This is a genomic window from Dermacoccus sp. PAMC28757, from assembly GCF_014302635.1.
Taxonomy (GTDB): domain Bacteria; phylum Actinomycetota; class Actinomycetes; order Actinomycetales; family Dermatophilaceae; genus Dermacoccus; species Dermacoccus abyssi.
Genome location: NZ_CP060292.1, coordinates 2,273,733 through 2,290,712 on the forward strand (window position 1 = coordinate 2,273,733; position 16,980 = coordinate 2,290,712).

The 16,980-nt window shown below is 68.7% G+C and carries 14 protein-coding genes and 1 pseudogene; 14 read left to right on the forward strand and 1 reads right to left on the reverse strand.

The genetic code is table 11. The features are described 5' to 3' along the window. Window positions 1–2: 2 nt before the first annotated feature. A complete protein-coding gene (locus H7F30_RS10820; protein WP_187035043.1) occupies window positions 3–1,145 on the forward strand; it encodes a tRNA (adenine-N1)-methyltransferase in 1,143 nt (380 codons plus the stop codon). A 157-nt stretch (window positions 1,146–1,302) separates the two neighbouring features. Continuing rightward, a complete protein-coding gene (gene arc / locus H7F30_RS10825) occupies window positions 1,303–2,907 on the forward strand; it encodes a proteasome ATPase (protein ID WP_187035045.1) in 1,605 nt (534 codons plus the stop codon). 76 nt (window positions 2,908–2,983) lie between these two features. On the opposite strand, the gene H7F30_RS10830 is transcribed toward arc, so the two are convergent. Further along, on the reverse strand, window positions 2,984–3,355 hold the full coding sequence (locus H7F30_RS10830; protein WP_187035047.1) for a DUF3054 domain-containing protein: 372 nt from the start codon (window positions 3,353–3,355) through the stop codon (window positions 2,984–2,986). 141 nt (window positions 3,356–3,496) lie between these two features. On the opposite strand from H7F30_RS10830, the gene H7F30_RS10835 reads away from it, so the two are divergent. The 12 genes and pseudogenes from H7F30_RS10835 (at window position 3,497) to H7F30_RS10890 (ending at window position 16,979) form a co-directional block, all read left to right on the forward strand. After that, on the forward strand, window positions 3,497–5,521 hold the full coding sequence (locus H7F30_RS10835) for an MFS transporter (RefSeq protein WP_255464770.1): 2,025 nt from the start codon (window positions 3,497–3,499) through the stop codon (window positions 5,519–5,521). Between the two features lie 52 nt (window positions 5,522–5,573). Further along, on the forward strand, window positions 5,574–7,091 hold the full coding sequence (dop, locus tag H7F30_RS10840) for a depupylase/deamidase Dop (RefSeq protein WP_187035051.1): 1,518 nt from the start codon (window positions 5,574–5,576) through the stop codon (window positions 7,089–7,091). A 108-nt stretch (window positions 7,092–7,199) separates the two neighbouring features. Further along, on the forward strand, window positions 7,200–7,397 hold the full coding sequence (locus tag H7F30_RS10845) for a ubiquitin-like protein Pup (protein WP_187035053.1): 198 nt from the start codon (window positions 7,200–7,202) through the stop codon (window positions 7,395–7,397). Window positions 7,398–7,451: 54 nt separating this feature from the next. Beyond that, window positions 7,452–8,823, forward strand: a pseudogene (gene pafA, locus H7F30_RS10850) (Pup--protein ligase). 78 nt (window positions 8,824–8,901) lie between these two features. Continuing rightward, window positions 8,902–9,948: an FKBP-type peptidyl-prolyl cis-trans isomerase gene (locus tag H7F30_RS10855; protein WP_187035055.1), complete on the forward strand. Its 1,047-nt coding sequence runs from the start codon at window positions 8,902–8,904 to the stop codon at window positions 9,946–9,948. 33 nt (window positions 9,949–9,981) lie between these two features. After that, window positions 9,982–10,401: an FKBP-type peptidyl-prolyl cis-trans isomerase gene (locus H7F30_RS10860; protein ID WP_047312839.1), complete on the forward strand. Its 420-nt coding sequence runs from the start codon at window positions 9,982–9,984 to the stop codon at window positions 10,399–10,401. A 142-nt stretch (window positions 10,402–10,543) separates the two neighbouring features. After that, window positions 10,544–11,581 (forward strand): YafY family protein, encoded by a 1,038-nt coding sequence (locus tag H7F30_RS10865; RefSeq protein WP_187035057.1) that lies wholly within the window; start codon window positions 10,544–10,546, stop codon window positions 11,579–11,581. Further along, complete coding sequence (locus tag H7F30_RS10870) at window positions 11,578–12,588, forward strand: YafY family protein (RefSeq protein WP_047312841.1); 1,011 nt, start codon at window positions 11,578–11,580, stop codon at window positions 12,586–12,588. Before H7F30_RS10865 ends, H7F30_RS10870 begins: the two co-directional genes overlap by 4 nt. Continuing rightward, window positions 12,585–12,938: a hypothetical protein gene (locus tag H7F30_RS10875; protein WP_187035059.1), complete on the forward strand. Its 354-nt coding sequence runs from the start codon at window positions 12,585–12,587 to the stop codon at window positions 12,936–12,938. Before H7F30_RS10870 ends, H7F30_RS10875 begins: the two co-directional genes overlap by 4 nt. Window positions 12,939–12,990: 52 nt before the next feature. Next, window positions 12,991–13,269 (forward strand): Sec-independent protein translocase subunit TatA, encoded by a 279-nt coding sequence (gene tatA / locus H7F30_RS10880; protein WP_129663572.1) that lies wholly within the window; start codon window positions 12,991–12,993, stop codon window positions 13,267–13,269. Between the two features lie 64 nt (window positions 13,270–13,333). Continuing rightward, window positions 13,334–14,116 (forward strand): twin-arginine translocase subunit TatC, encoded by a 783-nt coding sequence (gene tatC / locus H7F30_RS10885; protein WP_047312844.1) that lies wholly within the window; start codon window positions 13,334–13,336, stop codon window positions 14,114–14,116. 73 nt (window positions 14,117–14,189) lie between these two features. Continuing rightward, the gene (locus H7F30_RS10890; RefSeq protein ID WP_187035061.1) at window positions 14,190–16,979 is read left to right on the forward strand and encodes an RNA helicase; all 2,790 of its coding nucleotides are present in this window, start codon (window positions 14,190–14,192) and stop codon (window positions 16,977–16,979) included. Window position 16,980 lies beyond the last annotated feature (1 nt).

A 16,980-nucleotide genomic window follows, 5' to 3' on the forward strand; every position in this document is an offset into this window, starting at 1 on the left:
GCATGACCGACGCCGATCGCCCGTCCGACCTTCCCGCCGCACCCACGGGAGCCGAGTACCGCCGCGGCCCCTTCCGCGAGGGTGAGCGCATCCAGCTCACCGACCCCAAGGGCCGCATGCACACGATCACGCTGACGCCGGGCAAGCAGTTCCACACCCACCGCGGCTTCGTGCGCCACGACGACCTCATCGGCTCGCCCGACGGCGTCACCATCACGAACACCGCCGGCGTCGAGTACCTCGCCCTGCGTCCTCTGCTGTCCGACTACGTCATGTCGATGCCGCGCGGCGCCGCCGTCGTCTACCCCAAGGACGCCGGCCAGATCGTCACCATGGCCGATGTCTTCCCCGGCGCTCGCGTCGTCGAGGCCGGTGTCGGTTCGGGCGCCCTGTCGATGTCGCTGCTGCGTTCGGTCGGCGAGCACGGCCGTGTCTACTCGTTCGAGCGTCGTGAGGACTTCGCCGCCATCGCCGCCGGCAACGCGCGCGAGTTCTTCGGCACCGACCACCCGGCGTGGAGCATCACGATCGGCGACCTCGTCGACATGCTCCCGCAGACCGTGGAGGCCGGCACGATCGACCGCGTCGTGCTCGACATGCTCGCGCCGTGGGAGTGCCTCGAGGTCGCCTACGACGCGCTCGCCCCCGGCGGCGTCCTCATCTGTTACGTCGCCACGGCGACCCAGTTGTCGCGCGTCGCGGAGGCCACCCGCGAGCACGGTGGCTTCACCGAACCGCAGGCATGGGAGAGCCTCGTGCGCGGCTGGCACCTCGAAGGTCTCGCGGTGCGCCCCGAACACCGTATGCACGCCCACACCGGCTTCCTCATCTCCACGCGCCGTCTCGCGGTCGGCGTCGAGGCCCCGCTGCGCAAGCGTCGCCCGGCCAAGGGCGCCTACGGCGAGGACCCTGCCGGAGGCGGCGCCACGGACAACGGCAACCCGCCGCAGACGCCGGACGACGCGTGGACCCCGGACGCCGTCGGCGAGCGCCCCGTCTCCGACAAGAAGATGCGCAAGCTCGTGCGCTCCTTCGAGAACACCCCGACCGCGCAGGCGCTCGCAGCCGAGTCGGGCGCGTCCATCGACGACGAGCCGCGTGACGAGGCCGACGCGACGGACGGCGTCGTCACCGACCAGGACTGACGCGTCCCCGCCGAGGTTCGTCGGCTGACCTCAGCGAAACCCCCGGATGCCGCACGTCGGCGCCGGGGTTCGCTCTACCCGGCGAGCCCTGCTCGATAGGGTGGGCGAAAAGGCGCGCTCGACGCGCCACCCCGGCTTCGAAGGAGGACGAGCGGCGATGAGCGTCCCGCAGTTCGACCCGAGCGACACGTCAAAGCCCACCGACGCCGACGTGCGTCAGTTGCGCTCCAACCTGTCGACCATCTCTGCGCAGAACGAGCGCCTCGTGCGCACGCTCAAGGACGCCCGCGAGCAGATCTCCTCGATGAAGAGCGAGATCGACCGGCTCGCGCAGCCGCCGAACAACTACGCGACGGTCATCGCCGCCCACGGGGACGGCAGCGCCGACATCTTCTACATGGGCCGCAAGATGCTCGTCTCGTACTCGCCGACCCTCAAGGCCGAGGACCTTCGCCCCGGCCAGGAAGTCATGGTCAACGAGGCCATGAACATCGTGAAGGTGCTCGGATTCGAGAAGGCCGGCGAGATCGTCACGCTCAAGGAGACGCTCGAGGACGGGCGTCTACTCATCTCCACGTCGAACGACGAGGAGCGCGTCGTGCGCACCGCCGGCCCGCTGGCCGAGCTCACGGTGCGCCCCGGCGATGCCCTTCTGTTCGAACCGAAGAGCGGTTTCGTGCTCGAACGCGTGACGAAGGCCGAGGTGGCCGACCTCGCACTCGAAGAGGTGCCGGACATCGACTACACCGACATCGGTGGCCTCGCGGGACAGATCGAGACGATCCGCGACTCCGTCGAGCTGCCGTTCCTGCACTCCGACCTCTACACCGAACACCACCTGCGCCCGCCCAAGGGCGTCCTGCTCTACGGCCCGCCCGGATGCGGCAAGACGCTCATCGCGAAGGCCGTGGCCGCGTCCCTGGCCAAGCAGGTGGCGCAGCGCCAGGGCACGAGCGACCAGGCGAGCTACTTCCTCAACATCAAGGGCCCGGAGCTGCTCAACAAGTACGTCGGCGAGACCGAGCGTCACATCCGCGTGCTGTTCCAGCGCGCCCGCGAGGTGGCGAGCTCGGGTACTCCGGTCGTCGTCTTCTTCGACGAGATGGAGTCGCTGTTCCGCATCCGCGGCGCAGGCGTGAGTTCCGACGTCGAGACGACGATCGTGCCGCAGTTGCTCGCGGAGATCGACGGTGTGGAGAGCTTGGAGAACGTCATCGTCATCGGTGCGAGCAACCGTGAGGACATGATCGACCCGGCCATCCTTCGCCCGGGCCGTCTCGACGTGAAGATCCGCATCGAGCGTCCCCACGCCGATGCGGGCCGCGACATCTTCGGCAAGTACCTCACGGCCGCGTTGCCGTTCCACGAGAGCGAACTCGCCAAGCACGACGGTGACGCGGGCGCGACGGCCGAGGCGCTCATCGACGCCGCGGTGGGGGAGTTGTACGCCCGCGACGACGCCCACGCCTATCTCGAGGCCACGTACGCCGACGGCAGCCGCGAGACGCTCTACTTCGCGGACTTCGCCAGCGGCGCGATGATCCAAAACATCGTCGACCGCGCGAAGAAGTTCGCCATCAAGGCGCTCATCACGAACGGCGAGCGCGGCATCACGCGCGAGTTCGTCCTCGCCGCGTGCCACGACGAGTTCCGAGAGAACGAGGACCTGCCGGGCACGAGCAACCCCGACGACTGGGCGCGCATCTCCGGCCGTCGCGGCGAGCGGATCGTCGACATCCGCACCCTCGCCGACAAGAACTGACCGGCGCCTTCCCGGAACGCAGTGAACCTCCCCGACCGTCCGTGGTCGGGGAGGTTCGTTGTTGTTGTCGAGTGGGTCAGGCGTGGGCGCGGCGACGCTCGAGGAAAGCGACGAGGGCACGCCAGCCGAGCATGAAGAAGCCGTTGAAGACGAGCGAGACGATGACGAACGAGATCGCGGTGCCCTGGTCGCTGAGCTGACGCAGCAGCATGCCGACGACGATCGTCGAGAGCCACACGACGACGCCGCCCGTCAGGGCCTTGCCCGCGAGCAACGAACGTCGGGCGACGAGCACGATGGCCCACCCCACGCAGGCGCCCACGAGGAAGGGCCATGCTGTCGTCAGTACGCCCTCGAGCGCACCCGTTTCGCCGTGGTTACGTCGGCCGGTGGCCGAGAAGACGAGAACGATGACGAGGTCGAGAACCGGAGCGAGGGCGGCAGGCATGGCCTCACGCTATCGCGACCGCTCGTGCCGCCTTCGGCCTGTCCGAGCGTGAGCTGAGCCTCGTTCCGTCCCGCCGAGATGACACGGGCTCCCCACCCTTTTATATTGATTATCAATACGCCACCACCGATGAGGAGCCCTGTGACCGCCCGCCACGCCGCAACGGCGAGATCCACCCGCCAAAGTCTCGTCGTCGCCGTGTTGTGTGTGGCCGGCACGGTCGTGGCGCTCCAGCAGACGCTCGTCGTACCGCTCATCCCGGAGTGGCCGACGTTGCTCGACACGAGCGCGGAGAACGCGGCCTGGCTCGTCACCGCAACGCTGCTCGCAGGAGCCGTGGCAACGCCGATCCTCGCGCGCCTGGCCGACATGGTCGGCAAGCGGCGCATCATGCTCGTCTCGCTCGGGTTCGTCATCGCCGGATCGCTTGTCGGCGCCCTGGGTGACGGTCTCGCCGCCCTCATCACAGCTCGCGCCCTCCAGGGTGTGGGCGCCGCGATGATTCCCATCGGCATCAGCATCCTGCGCGACGAACTGCCCCGCGAACGCGTCGGGGGAGCGGTCGCCACGATGAGCGCCACCCTCGGCATCGGCTCCGCCATCGGTCTGCCGCTGGCCGGCGTCCTCGTCGAGCACTTCAGCTGGCACATGGTTTTCTGGGTCTCCGGCGCGTCGGCCGCCCTCATGTTCCTCGGCGTCGTGCTCGTCGTGCCCGAATCCAAGGTGAAGTCATCGGGCTCGTTCGACCTCGTCGGTGCGCTGCTCCTGTCGGCTGCGTTGCTGTGCCTCCTCGTGCCCATCACGAAGGGCGGACACTGGGGATGGACGAGCGAGAAGGTGATCCTCGGGCTCGCCGCAAGCGTCGCCATCCTCGCGGCGTGGGCGCCCTGGGAGCTGCGTCACCGCTCACCGATGGTCGACCTTCGCACCTCGGCCCGACGCCCCGTACTCCTGACCAACGCGGCGTCCCTGCTCATCGGCTTCGCCATGTACGCCAACATGATGACGACGACGCAGCAGTTGCAGATGCCGGAAGCCACCGGTTACGGCTTCGGCCTCTCACTCATCGCCGCGGGCATCGCGATGCTGCCGGGCGGTCTCGCCATGGTCTTCCTGTCGCCCGTGAGCGCCGGCATCACGAAGCGCTTCGGGGCCCGGACGACGCTCATCGTCGGTGCCACGACGCTGGCGCTCGCCTACGGCATGCGCGTGTTCCTCACCGGCTCCGTGTGGCAGATCGTGCTCGGTGCGACGCTGTGCAGCGCCGCCACCGCCATCGCCTATGCGGCGATGCCGACGCTCATCATGCGCTCGGTGCCGATCACCGAGACGGCCGCCGCGAACGGTCTCAACACGCTGCTGCGCTCGATCGGGACCTCGACGTCGTCGGCCGCCGTTGCCGCGGTGCTCACGAGCATGTCGTTCTCCCTGGCCGGCCACGAGGTGCCGAAACTCGACGGCTTCAAGACGGTCTTCGTCATGGCTGCACTCGCCTCGCTGGCATCGGCGCTCGTGGCCGGCTTCGTGCCCAAGGCAGCTGTTGCGCCGCGGGCCGTGCCCGCAGCCGGGGAGGGGGCCGCGAGCGCCGAGGCGCCCACGCGCGCCACGAGCAGCGATGTCCGTGCGGGCGACAACCGCGACGTCGTCGCCTCCGGCGTGCTCACCGACCTGGGCGGGCGTCCCCTGCGTCGCGGCGTCGTCACAGCCCTCGCCCCCGACGGCGCCCACCTCGACTGGGGCCGCGTCGACGAGGACGGCCGCTACCGGCTCGCTCTCCCGGGCGCCGGTCACTACGTCCTCGTGGCGTCGGCCGACGGGTGGGCCACGCGCTCGCAGTTCGTCGACGTCACGGGACCGGAGCTGCCGCAGTTCACGCTGTCGCGGCCACTGCTGCTCACGGGCACCGTCGTCTCCAGCGGCGGGCCGACCGCCGACCTGCCCGTGACGCTGCTCAAGCACTCGGGCGAGTATCAGGCGGCCACGCGCACTGACGCCGAAGGCCGTTTCGAGATGTCGCTGCCGCCGAGCGGTCGATACGTCGTCACCGCGCTCTGCGAGGAGCGAGGGGAGTCGGCGGCGCGTGGCCTCACCGTCCTGACACAGCCTCAGGACATCGAACTCGAGCTCGCGAGTAGCCACCGCCTGAACGTCAACGCGCCTGCCTGACGTTTCGCGCCGGCCCCCGCCGCGAGATGGGGCCGGCACTAGGGTTTATCCCATGACCGTTCAGCGCATCATGGGCATCGAAACCGAGTACGGCGTCCTGCGTCCGGGGGACACGCGCACGACGCCGATGGTGCTGTCCGGGCAGGTCGTGCGTGCCTACGCCGACGCCGTCGGGCTCAACGCCGCGCAGAGCCGCTGGGACTACAGCGACGAGTCGCCGCTGCGCGACCAGCGCGGCTACGACATCGCCCGCGAGGTGGCGCACGAGAGCCAGCTGACCGACGAGGCCGACCCCAGCTTCGCCAACGTCGTGCTCGCCAACGGCGCCCGGCTCTACGTCGACCACGCGCACCCCGAGTACAGCTCGCCGGAGGTCTCGAACCCGCGTGACGCCGTGCGCTACGACCGAGCGGGCGAACTCGTCATGCGTCGCGCGGCCGAACTCCTCGCGGAGCACCCGGACGGCGCAACGCAGCTCTACAAGAACAACGTCGACGGCCAAGGCGCCTCGTACGGCACCCACGAGAACTACCTCCTGCGCCGCGAGGTGCCGTGGGCGCGCGTCGTCGCCGGCATGACGCCGTTCTTCATTGCCCGGCAGGTGATCACCGGAAGCGGTCGTGTCGGTATCGGCCAGGAGTCGGAGCGTGCCGGTTTCCAGTTGACGCAGCGCGCCGACTACTTCGAGACCGAGGTCGCCCTCGAGACCACGCTGCGCCGCCCGATCGTCAACTCGCGCGACGAACCGCACGCCGACCACACGAAGTACCGGCGCCTGCACGTCATCGTCGGCGACGCCAACCACGCCGACGTCGCGAACCTGCTCAAGATGGGCATGACGAGCCTCGTCATCGGCGCCCTAGAGGACGAGGCGCTGCCGGGCGTCATCGTCAAACAGCCGGTGGCGACCCTGCGCGCCGTCAGCCACGACGTGTCGCTCGCGCAGGAGTACGAACTCGTCGACGGGCGCACGGTCACGGCCCTCGACCTGCTCGAGATGTATCGCGACGCAACCCACGCATGGTGGACCCGCCGCGGCAACGACCCGATCGCCGACGCCACGAGCGAGGTCTTCGAGCACTGGACGCGCGTGCTCGACGCCCTGCGCGCCGACCCGATGACGCTCACGAAGGATCTCGACTGGGTCGCCAAGAGGAGCGTCATGGAGGGCTTCATCGCGCGCCACGGCACAGGCTGGGACGATCCCCGCCTGCGCGCTCTCGACATCCAGTGGTCCGACGTTCGCGCCGACAAGGGCGTCTTCCACACCCTCGAACGCGGCGGACGCTTCACCCGCCTGTTCTCCGACGACGAACTCGCCGAGGCCGTCGTCGAACCTCCCCGCGACACGCGAGCGTGGTTGCGCGGCAAGAGCATCGAGGCCTTTGGTGACGACGTGGCGTCGGCGTCCTGGGACGCGATGGTCTACCGCACCGCGCAGCCGTCGAGCTACACCCGCGTCACGATGCCCGAGCCCTTCGCCGGTGACGCGGGCTCGACCGACGGTTGGTTCGACGGGGGCGTCGCCGAGCTGCTCGAGCGGGTCGGCGACGACAAGGTGGTGCGCTGAGGGTTACCCCTGCCCGCGCCCCTGCGGCGAACTAGGGTGGTGGCGAAGCGACCACAGGCGCGCCACGGCCACACGGCGTGAGCGCGGCCGGCCACGAAGGAGTACACGATGAGCGACCAGCAGCAGTTCGGCAAGCGCGGCGGCAGCGGCGACGACTTCGACGGCGCCGGCGCGGCCGGCCAGGCCCAGGTGACGAGGGAGTCGAACACGAGCGACATCGACTCGATGCTCGACGAGATCGACGGCGTCCTCGAGTCGAACGCGAGCGAGTTCGTCTCCGGCTTCGTCCAGAAGGGCGGCGAGTGACGGCTCGCTGAGCCCCCCCCGCACCTCCACCTCGCACGCACCCCGGGAGCACCCATGGAACGCCGCATCTACGGCCTCGAGACCGAGTTCGGGGTCACCGCGACCACGAACGGCCAGCGTCGGCTCACCCCTGACGAAGTGAGCCGCGCCCTGTTCCGCAAGGTCGTGGCCTGGGGGCGTTCGAGCAACGTCTTCCTCGACAACGGCTCACGCCTCTACCTCGATGTCGGTGCCCACCCCGAGTACGCGACGGCCGAGTGCGACACGCTGCTCGACCTCGTCGCCCACGACCGCGCGGGTGAGCGCATCCTCGACGACATGACGAGTGAGGCGCAGGAGCGCCTCGCCGAGGACGGCGTCGAGGGCTCGATCTACGTCTTCAAGAACAACACCGACTCCGCGGGCAACTCCTACGGCTGCCACGAGAACCTCCTGCTCGAGCGCAGCACCGACATGAACCGCATCTCGGAGGTGCTCGTCGCGTTCCTCGTCTCGCGCCAGCTCATCACCGGCGCGGGCAAGCTCCTGCAGCGCGACGGACGCACCGTCTTCAACCTCACCCAACGCGCCGAACACATCTGGGACGGCTTCTCGAGCGCCACGACCCGATCACGGCCCATCATCAACAGCCGCGACGAACCGCACGCCGACTCGGCACGCTTCCGCCGCCTCCACGTCATCGTCGGCGACTCGACGATGAGCGAGACGACGACGCTGCTCAAGGTCGGCGCCGCCCACCTCGTCCTGCGCCTCATCGAGGCAGGGGAGTCGTTCCCGCGCATGCACCTGGCCAACCAGGTCAAGGCCATCCGTGACGTCTCGGCCGACCCGACCGGCCAGGCCGTCATCGACCTCCAAGGCGGCACCTCGATGACGGCGCTCGCGATGCAGCGGCTGTTCCTCGAACGCTCCAAGGCGTTCGTCGAGCGCGAAGGCGACCCTGACCCGTCCCGAGCTCGTGCTCAACCTGTGGGAGCGCGCTCTCGACGCCGTTGAGAGCCAGGACTTCTCGAACGTAGAGACCGAGATCGAGTGGGTCATCAAGCGTCGGCTGCTCACCGACTACGCCACGCGCCACGGCCTCGAACTCGACGACCCGCGCATGGCACAACTCGACCTCACCTTCCACGACATCCGTCGGGGCCGCGGCCTGTTCGGCATGCTCGAGAAGGCCGGGCGCGCGCGTCGCCTCGTCGATGACGAGCGCATCGCCGCCGCCGTGACGACGCCGCCCCAGACGACGCGCGCCAAGCTGCGCGGCGACTTCGTGCGCGAGGCCCGTGCGGCCGGGCGCGACTTCACCGTCGACTGGGTGCACCTCAAGCTCAACGACCAGGCCGGGCGCACCATCATGTGCAAGGACCCGTTCCTCGCCGAGGACGCCCGCGTCGAGCGCCTCATCGACAGCCTCTCCACGCCTCTGTGACGGCCCACGCACAGGTCGTCCCGAGGTCCACGCGTTATCGTGGGCCGGACTCACTTCCCACTGCTAGGACTTTTCTGCGTGTCTTCCCCCAAGCGTCTGTTCGCCCTCGCCGTCCTCCCGGTCGTCTTCCTCGCAGGTTGCGGCGACGACTCGTCCAAGGCTTCCTCGTCGGGTTCGGGCTCCGGTAGCTCGTCGGCATCGTCGTCGCCCTCGTCCTCCTCGTCGTCCGGCCTCGCCTCGCCCGCGACGAAGGGCAACGTCTCCGACGTCAAGGTCGACACGAAGAACGCCAAGAAGCCCACCGTCTCCATTGCGAAGGACAAGCTGCCCTTCGGCACGAAGTCCGCGACGACCAAGGTGCTCTCCGAGGGCAAGGGCAAGGCCATCGGAGACAAGGACCTCGTCAAGGCCGACTTCGTCATGGTCAACGGCACCACCGGCAAGACGCTCGGTTCGACGTTCGGGGAGACGGTGCCGAGCTTCAACATGGCCGACAACAACAACCTCCCGGGCCTCCTCACCCAGCTGAAGGGGAAGAAGGAAGGCTCGAAGGTCGTCATCTCCCTGCCGTCCGGGCAGGCGTTCGGCAAGGCCGGTAACCAGAACCTCGGCATCGGTTCCAACGACAACCTCGTGCTCTACATGGACATCAAGGGTGTCGACACGCCCCTGACCGAGGCCAAGGGCACGAGCAAGCCCGCACAATCCGGGATGCCGACCGTCAAGGTTCCCGCCGGTGCGGGCAAGCAGGCGGCCATCACGATGCCGAAGGGCGCCAAGGCACCCACGTCACTCAAGACCTCGACGCTTGTCGAAGGTGAAGGTGACACCGTCAAGTCGGGCGACTCCATCGCGGTCACCTACACGGGCCAGATCTGGGGCAAGAACACCGTCTTCGACGCCACGGCCAAGCACCCCGACGCGCCCAACCCGTCGGTCTTCGTCATCGGCAAGAAGCAGGTCATCACGGGCTGGGACAAGGCCCTGGTCGGCAAGAAGGTCGGCAGCCGAGTGCTCGTGGTCGTGCCGCCGGCCGACGGCTACGGCGCTCAGGGCAACTCGCAGGCGGGCATCCAGCCCACCGACACCCTCGTCTTCGTCGTCGACATCCTCGCGGCCAACTGACGCATCATCACGAACGGACTCAAGGAGATTCTTATGGGCTTCGACCCGAACACCGAAAAGCCGGAGATCGACTTCCCGGGTGACAACCCGCCGAGCGAGCTCGTCCTCGAGGACATCTGGGAGGGCGACGGCGCCACCGCAGAGCCCGGCAACATCATCAAGGCGCACTACGTCGGCGTCTCGTGGTCCACCGGCGAGGAGTTCGACGCCTCGTGGAACCGCGGTGAGCCGCTCGAGTTCCAGGTCGGCGTCGGCCAGGTCATCCAGGGCTGGGACCAGGGCCTGCTCGGCATGAAGGTCGGCGGTCGCCGCAAGATCACGATCCCGCCGCACCTCGGTTACGGCGAGCGCGGCGCGGGCGCCGCGATCAAGCCCAACGAGACGCTCATCTTCGTCGTCGACCTCGTCTCGACGAACAAGCCGGGCGCCGGTCGCTCGTTCGGCATTCGCTGAGCGAAGCACTCATGACGAGGCCCCGTTTCCGCCACGCGCGGAAACGGGGCCTCGTCGCACATGTGTGCGAAAGAACGAGTATCCTCACTCGGTGTGACGCGCCTGCAGCCGTCACGAGACCTCGGCAGAAAGGTGGCACGCGGTGGCCTCACGCTCGACGCCCGAAGCCAAGACCGAACGCCTGCTCAACCTCGTCATCGCGTTGCTCTACACGCGCCGCGCGCTGACGAAATCGGCCATCCGGCAGGCGGTGCGTCAGTACGCCGACGCGCCCAGCGACGAGGCCTTCGACCGCATGTTCGAGCGCGACAAGGACGAGTTGCGCGACCTCGGCATCCCGCTGCGCACCGAGCACATCGACACGTTCTTCGAGGACGAGACGGGCTACCGCATCGATCGGCGCGAGTACGAACTGCCCGACCTGCACTTCGACGCCGACGAGCTCGCCGTCCTCGGTCTCGCCTCACGCGCGTGGCAGCAGGCGAGCCTCGCCGGCCCCGCCGCGGCGGCCCTGCGCAAGCTCGAAGCGCTCGACATCGAGCACGACGCCGCGTCCGTGGTCGGGCTGGAGCCGCGCATCCGCACGGCCGAGCCCGCCTTCGAGGCCGTCAAGGACGCCGTCATGGAGCGGTGCGCCATCACCTTCGACTACCGCAAGGGTGGGGGAGAGTCGACGCGCCGCTCGCTGCAGCCCTGGACCGTCACCAACCGCAAGGGCCACTGGTACGTCACGGGTTTCGACACCGACCGTGACGCACCCCGCGTCTTCCGGCTCTCCCGGATCGACGGCGCCGTGCGCAAGGTCGGCAAGCCCGGTAGCTACGAGGTGCCCGCCGATCACGACGCGCATTCGATGATCGCCGGCACCGAGCGCGTGGCCGACTGGGCGCCCGCCGTGCTGCGGGTGCGCATCGAACGCGGTCACTCGCTCGTGCGTCGCGCCCGCACCGTCGGCGTCGTCGACGACGAGTGGCAGCTCGTCGACATCGAGTACGCCGACCTCGGTGTGCTGGCCGACGAGGTGGCTTCCTTCGGCGCTGACGTGCTCGTCGAGCAGCCACTCGAGCTGCGCGACGCCGTGATCCGCCGCCTGACGGGCGCGCTGCAGGCGATGACGAGCGACGCGACGTCGAGCGAGGCAACATTCGCCGCTGCGGATCACCAGGAGGAGCGGGTATGAGCGAGTCCACCACCCCCATGCCGATCTCCGGCGAGGCCGCGACCACCCGTCTCGCGCGCCTGCTGACCATGGTGCCGTGGCTCATGGGCCGTCAGGGCATCGACATCGAGCAGGCGGCACGCACCCTCGGCGTGAGCCGCAAGCAGATCGAGGCCGACCTCGCCCTCCTCTTCGTGTGCGGCACACCGGGCCACATGCCCGACGACCTCATCGAGGCCGAATGGGAGGAGGGCTACGTCTACGTGCGCAACGCCGACACGATCGCCAAACCGCTGCGCTTCACGCGCGACGAGGCACTCGCTCTCACCGTCGGTCTGCGCACGTTGCTCGATGTTCCCGGCCTCACCGAACGCGACGCCGTGGACCGTGCACTCGCCAAACTCGTCGAGGCGACGGGGGAGAGCGGCGATCCGAGCAACCGGGTGCGCGTCAGCCTCGAACGCGACGGCGACGAGGTGCTGCGCCTGCTGCGCGAGGCGCTCGACGCCTCCCGACGCGTGCACCTGCGCTACGTCGTACCGTCCCGTGACGAGATGACCGAGCGCGACGTCGACCCGATGCGGCTGCTCAACACCGAGGGTCATTGGTACCTCGAGGGCTGGTGCCACCGCGCGCAGGACGTGCGCATGTTCCGTCTCGACCGGGTGGAGTCGGTCGAGGTGCTCGACGCTGCCGCAACGGTGCCCACCGACGCCGCCACGACGGACCTCTCGCGTGGATTCTTCGCCCCCAACGACTCCGACCCGAGCGCTCGCATCAGGCTCGCGCCCGAAGCGGCCTGGGTGGCCGACTACTACCCGTGCCACGACGTCGAGCGCTCCGGCGAGTATCTTGACGTCACGCTGTACGTGGGTGACGGCCGATGGCTGCGCCGCCTGCTGCTGCAGCTCGGCGGTGCCGCCCGCGTGCTGCGTCCCGCCTCGCTCACGGACGACGTCGCCGACGAGGCTCGCCGCGCGCTCGAGGCCTACGGTGTCGACCCGTCCCAGACGGCGCGGGCGCTGTGACGTGGTGGTCGTGGATCATCTTCTGGGTGATCTTCTGGGCCGTGGCCTTCGCCTACCTCGCGAGACGCGTGTGGAAGGTGTGGCCCCACGCACGTGACTTCGGTCGCACCGTGAGTGACGCGCTGGATCGCACGCAAACCGCCCGCGACGAGGCGGACAAGGCTCGCGCCGCGGTGGCCACACGGGGGAGCGGTGAGCTCGTGGTTCGTTCCGGGGCCGACAAATTGGCGTGGGACAAGCCCGCCTCCCATTGGCGCGACCAACTGCGCAGAGCCCGTAAGCGGCACAAGGACGAGCGCCTCGACGACCACACGCAGGTGTGGGCCAGTTGGCGTCGTCCTCTAGACTGACCATCAGACCGGGTGGCCCCGCGCCGCTGTGGCACTCTTCGTAAGGACGCTCATGTTTCGCTCTCTCTTCGACAACCCCGTGATCCTGCTCGTACTCATCGTGCTGATCGTCGTGCTGCTCGGCTGGAAGCGTCTGCCCGACATGGCACGCAGCCTCGGCCGTAGCTCCCGCATCCTCAAGAGCGAGATCGACGAGATGAAGACCGAGAAGCAGTCGAAGGCCTCCTCGGAGACCGTCGAGGGCGAGGCCACGCGTCGCGACGCCGCAGCTCCGCGCGACAACGCTCCGCACGACGGCGCCACCCGCGCCGACGAGCGCCGCGACTACTGAGCACGGGCACCGCACGCACATCGTGGCTCGATTCGGTCGACGCAAAGACAATCCCGAAGCGCGGATGTCCCTCGGGGGGCACCTGCGTGAGTTTCGCAACCGCGCGATCGTCTCCGTCATCGCGATCCTCGTCGGCTGCGTGGTCGGTTGGATCGTCTACCAGGACGTCTACGACTTCCTGAAGCAGCCGATCACCGACATCGCCGCTCTTCACCCCGGTTCGAACATCGACGTCAACTTCAACGGCGTCACGGCCCCCTTCAACCTCAAGTTGAAGGTGTCGATGTGGATCGGCTTCATCGTGGCGAGCCCCGTCTGGCTCTGGCAGATCTGGGCGTTCCTCGTGCCCGGCCTCACGAAGAAGGAAAAGCGCCTGGGGCGCATCTTCATCGGTGCCGCCCTCGTCCTGTTCGCCGGCGGTGTCTACATGGGCACTCAGACGTTCACGAACGCGGTCGAGTTGCTGCTGGGAGCCACACCGGACAACGCCTCGAACCTGCCCAGCGCGACCGAGTACTTCTCGTTCGTCACGCGCTTCATTCTCGCGTTCGGGCTGTCGTTCATGCTGCCGATCCTCCTCATGGCACTCAACGTGCTCGGCATCCTCTCGGGCCGCATGATGCTCAAGGGTTGGCGCTTCGCCATCATCGTCATCGCCACCTTTGCGGCCATCATGACGCCCACCCCGGACGTGTGGACGATGTTCCTGCTGTCGGCACCGCTGCTCGTCCTCTTCTACGGCTCTGCCGGACTTGCCCTCGTCCTCGACAAGATTCGAGGCCGACGGGAGGCGAAGTCCCGTCCGGAGTGGATGGAGATCAGCGACGACAAGGCCTCCGCACTCTGATCGGGCGCGGCACGAACACTCGACACAGGCGGGCTACCGGGCGGTGGCCCGCCTGTGTCATAGCCTGGTGACCATGTCGTCTCCCGCCGAGAAGTTCGCCCAGGCCGCGTCACGCCGGAAGTTCGACTCGAGTCACCTCGGCCACTTCATCGAGCAGCTGCCCTACCCGCTGGACGAGTTCCAGCGAGCGGCTGCACAGTCGGTCCAGGAGGGGCACAGCGTCCTCGTCGCGGCCCCCACGGGTGCGGGCAAGAGCGTCGTCGGAGAGTTCGCCTGCTACCTCGCCGTCCACACCGGGCGCAAGGCGTTCTACACGACGCCGATCAAGGCCCTGAGCAACCAGAAGTACGCCGACCTCGTCGAACAGCACGGCGAGAAGAACGTCGGCCTGCTCACCGGTGACACCTCGCACAACGGTGAGGCACCCATCGTCGTCATGACGACCGAGGTGCTGCGCAACATGCTGTACGCCGGCTCCTCGACGCTCGCCGGTCTCGGCTTCGTCGTCATGGACGAGGTGCACTACCTCGCCGACCGTTTCCGCGGCGCCGTCTGGGAGGAAGTGCTCATTCACCTGCCCGAGTCGGTGCAGGTCGTCGCCCTGTCGGCCACGGTGAGCAACGCCGAGGAGTTCGGCGACTGGATGCAGCAGGTGCGCGGCGACACCGACGTCGTCATCACCGAGCACCGGCCGGTGCCGCTCTACCAACACATGATGGTCGGGCACTCGATGTACGACCTGCTCGTCCAGGACGACGAGAAGCGCCTCAAGGTGAACCCGCGGCTCCTGGAACGCATCAGTCTCATCACACGCGGACCGCGCGGTGGACGCCGCTTCGACGCGGGGGCTCCGTCCGGTCGCCGCGGGCGCGGTCGGCGTCCGGCACCGCAGAGCAAGCCGGGGGAGTCATTCCGCCCCGCGCACCGCGCCGACGTCATCGACTCCCTCGATCGCGCCGGGTTGCTCCCGGCCATCACGTTCATCTTCAGCCGCAACGGCTGTGAGGCGGCCGTCGCCCAACTCCTCGGGTACGGCACGCAGCTCGTCTCACCCGAGGAGGGGGAGTCGATCCGCGCGTACGTCGCCGAGCGCGTCGCGAACATCCCGACGCAGGATCTCGCCGTCATCGGCTACCACGACTTCGTCGAGGGCCTCACACGCGGCTTCGCAGCCCATCACGCCGGCATGCTGCCGACGTTCCGCGAGATCGTCGAGGAGCTGTTCGTCACGGGTCGGATCAAGGCCGTCTTCGCGACGGAGACGCTGGCCCTCGGCATCAACATGCCGGCGCGCAGCGTCGTGCTCGAACGCCTCGTCAAGTACAACGGCGAGTCGCACGTCGACATCACGCCGGCCGAGTTCACGCAGCTCACCGGACGTGCGGGCCGTCGCGGCATCGACGTGGAGGGCCACGCCGTCGTGCTCTACAACCGCGGTGTCGAAGCAGAGGCCGTAGCCGGGCTCGCGTCACGGCGCACCTACCCGCTGCGCTCCAGTTTCCGCCCGACGTTCAACATGGCCGTCAACCTCGTCCACACCGTCGGGCGCGAACGTGCCCGCGAAGTGCTGGAGTCGTCGTTCGCGCAGTTCCAGGCGGACCGCAGCGTCGTGGGAATGTCGCGCAAGCTGCGTCAGAACGAGGAGGGCCTCGAGGGCTACGCGGAGGCCATGCAGTGCCACCTCGGTGACTTCACCGAGTACGCGGGCATGCGCCGGCGCATCAGCGAGCTGGAGAAGAACGCCGCGAAGAAGCGCGCTGCCGCCGTTCGGGCAGCCGCGGATCGCTCCCTCGGCGAACTCGCCCCCGGCGACGTCGTGCGCATCCCAAGCGGTCGACGTGAGGGCCTCGCCATCGTCGTCAAGGCCAACCGTGGCGGTAAACGCGAGGGGCCGTCGCCGAGCGTCATCACGGCCGACGGACAGCTGCGGCAGGTGACGTCGAGCGACATCGACGCTCCGCTCGACCCGCTCACGCGACTGCAGATCCCCAAGGGCTTCACGACGCGCTCGCCCAAGTCGCGCCGCGACCTGGCCGCAACGCTGCGGGCCAAGGTGCCACACGACCCGCCGAAGCCGATCCGTCGCACGAGCATCGAGCCCGACCGTGCGATCACGGCCGAGATCGAGGAGTTGCAGCGCCGCCTGCGGGCGCACCCGTGCCACACGTGCGAGTACCGCGAGGACCACGCGCGCTGGGCCGAGCGCTGGTGGAAACTGCGCCGCGAGACCGACACGCTCGTCTCCAAAATCAACAACCGCACGCACACCGTCGCCAAGCAGTTCGACCGCATCTGCGACGTGCTCGTCGAGTTCGACTACCTCGAGCCGAACGACACCAAGCACGGCGGGCTCGCGCTCACCGAGCGCGGAACGTCGCTCATGCGCCTGTACTCGGACAAGGATCTGCTCACGGCCGAGTGCCTGCGCGCCGGCATCTGGGAGAAGCTCGACGCCCCCTCGTTGGCTGCCGCCGTCTCGGCGCTCGTGCACGAGTCGCGGCGCGACGTCGTGGGGGAGGCGCCACGCATGCCCAACCGGGACGTGGCGGACGCACTCGAGGAGACGCACAACCTGTGGTCGGTCATCGACGACGCGCTCGTGCAGCACCGCCTCACCGAAATGGCGGCTCCGGACGCGGGCCTCGCGTGGGCGGTTCACCGCTGGACGGCGGGCCAGGGGCTCGAGGCCGTTCTGCGCGACGAGGAACTCACCGCGGGTGACTTCGTGCGACGCTGCCGTCAGCTCGTCGACCTGCTCGATCAGATCGCGGGTGCCACCCACCACGAGGGCTTGACGAAGACGGCCAAGGCCGCCATCGCCGGCATTCAACGCGGCGTCGTGGCGGCCGACCGTCTCGACTGAA